This is a genomic window from Pseudomonas sp. EGD-AK9, from assembly GCF_000465935.2.
In the GTDB taxonomy this organism is placed as follows: Bacteria; Pseudomonadota; Gammaproteobacteria; order Pseudomonadales; family Pseudomonadaceae; genus Aquipseudomonas.
Genome location: NZ_AVOF01000459.1, coordinates 1 through 2,050 on the forward strand (window position 1 = coordinate 1; position 2,050 = coordinate 2,050).

At 68.1% G+C, this 2,050-nt stretch carries 3 protein-coding genes and 2 pseudogenes; 3 read left to right on the forward strand and 2 right to left on the reverse strand.

The features are described 5' to 3' along the window. Positions 1 to 186, forward strand: a pseudogene (locus tag N878_RS18545) (hypothetical protein); the annotation flags it as partial. A gap of 37 nt (positions 187 to 223) precedes the next feature. On the opposite strand, the gene N878_RS18550 reads toward N878_RS18545, so the two are convergent. Then, entirely contained in the window at positions 224 to 505 is a 282-nt protein-coding gene (locus N878_RS18550) for a peptidylprolyl isomerase (RefSeq protein WP_021445077.1), read from the reverse strand. A gap of 164 nt (positions 506 to 669) precedes the next feature. On the opposite strand from N878_RS18550, the gene N878_RS18555 reads away from it, so the two are divergent. Beyond that, entirely contained in the window at positions 670 to 1,011 is a 342-nt protein-coding gene (locus N878_RS18555; protein WP_021445078.1) for a hypothetical protein, read from the forward strand. 48 nt (positions 1,012 to 1,059) lie between these two features. On the opposite strand, the gene N878_RS18560 is transcribed toward N878_RS18555, so the two are convergent. Beyond that, complete coding sequence (locus tag N878_RS18560) at positions 1,060 to 1,425, reverse strand: STAS/SEC14 domain-containing protein (protein WP_021445079.1); 366 nt, start codon at positions 1,423 to 1,425, stop codon at positions 1,060 to 1,062. Positions 1,426 to 1,584: 159 nt separating this feature from the next. Here N878_RS18560 and N878_RS18565 point away from each other — a divergent pair. Further along, a pseudogene (locus N878_RS18565) lies at positions 1,585 to 2,050 on the forward strand (CAP domain-containing protein); the annotation flags it as partial.

The following is a 2,050-nucleotide window of genomic DNA, read 5'->3' on the forward strand; positions in this document are numbered from 1 at the left end:
GCGAGGCGGGTGCGCCGTTTGACCGCTGCTTGCGACTATGACCTGCTGCTGGGCGAACGCCTGGGCGCGCTGCAACTGGTCGGCGCGTCGCTGGTGATGGGCGGGCTGCTGATCAATGTGTGGGGCGGCAAGCTGCTGGATCGGCTGCGCCTGTGGCGGGCGCAGGGGGCGGCGGGGCTGGAGTGACGGCGTCGGCCGGGCGCCGACGCCAGCGCCGCGCGGATCAGTCCTGGCGGCTGGTGACTTCCAGCAGGTGGTAACCGAATTGGGTCTTCACCGGGCCCTGGACCACGCCGACCGGCGCGCTGAACACCACGGTGTCGAATTCCTTGACCATCTGGCCAGGGCCGAAGGAGCCCAGGTCGCCGCCGTTGCGGCCGGACGGGCAGGTGGAGTTGTCCTTCGCCAGCTGGGCGAAGTCGGCGCCGCCTTCGATGGCGGTTTTCAGTTCGTTGCACTTGTCTTCGCTGGCAACCAGGATGTGACGGGCAGTGGCGCGGGCCATGGGAATACCTCCGTTTGATTGAGGGGCAGAGCCTAACCGAATCGACCGGCCAAGCAAACGCCGCTGCCGCCTGTCCTGTGTCTGCAGCCTGTCGACTAAACTGTTGTCCAATGGCCTAGTCGCGGGCGGCGGGCTTGTGGCACCCACTTTCAGGAGGTCCGGATATGAATACCTTGACCATCGAAGGCTGGCGTAAGGGCAACGGTGAGCAGAAATCCACGCCCATCGGCACCTTTCACTTCCGCGTCAGCGAGGCCGATCACCTACGCCTGGAACGCGCCGAGGAAGAGCTGCAGAAGAGCGGCGGCAAGGACATGATGGTCGATGCCGACATGGCGGCGATGGAGCTGGTCACCCCGGCCGAATGCGGCCCGCTGTCCGATTGCCAGTGGCGGGTCTACCTCAGTGGCGAAGACCGTCGCGGCCAGTTCCACCTGGTCGGCCACCGCGCCAGCGACGGCAGCCTGGTCTACAGCAACGCGGTGATGGTCGACCAGCTCGGCTGATGCCGCCGCGGCCCGCGCTGCCGGATCGCCTCCGGCAGCGCGACGCCTTCACTGCTGCAGCCAGGCCTCGGCTTCCGCCTCGCGGATCGAGTCGAATGCCTTGATCGTCAGGCCGGGAATCAGCGCGCCTTCCATTTGGCTGGCGGTACGCAGCCACTGCTGATCGGCCACCACCGCCACGCGGTCGAACTGGCGGATAAAGCGCAGCAGCTGCGGGATGCGCGCCAGCTCGACGCCCACCGCGCCCAGGGTCGGCCACTCGAAGTTGCCGATGCGATAGAGCATGCGCCCGTGCTCGATACCTTCGGCGGCCTGGGTCAGCTCGTCGAGGGCGGCGCGCATGGCGTCGCTGTCCAGTTTGCCGGCGAAGTCCACATCGAGGCGCTGGTCGCCGTTGCGGGTTACCTTGAACATGGCGGTTCCTCCGTGAGGGATGGGACTATCACCATACGCCCCCTGGCGGCGCAGGGTAATGGGGCGGCCGATAAGCGCGCTGCGCCGCCGCCGGGGGGGTAGGCCTGGACGGCGGTAATCGCGCATCATCTGTGCCGTCGGCTTGTTAAGGAGAGTTCCATGCGCTTGTCCCTTTCTGCACTGGTTCTGGCACTGGGCCTGCTCGCCGCGGCGGCGCAGGCGGCCGAGGAGGGTGCGCTGGTCGAGGCGATCAACGCCTATCGCGGCGAGGTGCAGCGCTGCGGCGTGCACGCCTCCGAGCCGTTGCCGCCGCTGGCCAGCGATGCGCGTCTGCTGCTGCCGGCGGCCGGCACCGGTGATCTGCAGCAGGCCTTGAGTGCGGCGGGCTATCCGCTGGTCAACGTGCAGGCCATCAGCCTGTCCGGCCCGCGCGATGCGCAGGCGGCGATGCAGGCGCTGGCGGAAAGTTTCTGCCGAGTGCTGCTCGACCCGCAGTTCGTCGATATCGGCGTCAGCCGCGCCGAGCGCGACTGGCGCATCGTCCTGGCGCGACCGCTGCTCAGCGGCCGTCTGGGCGACTGGCAGGCCGAGGGGCAGAAATTGCTGGAGCAGATCAACGCCGCCC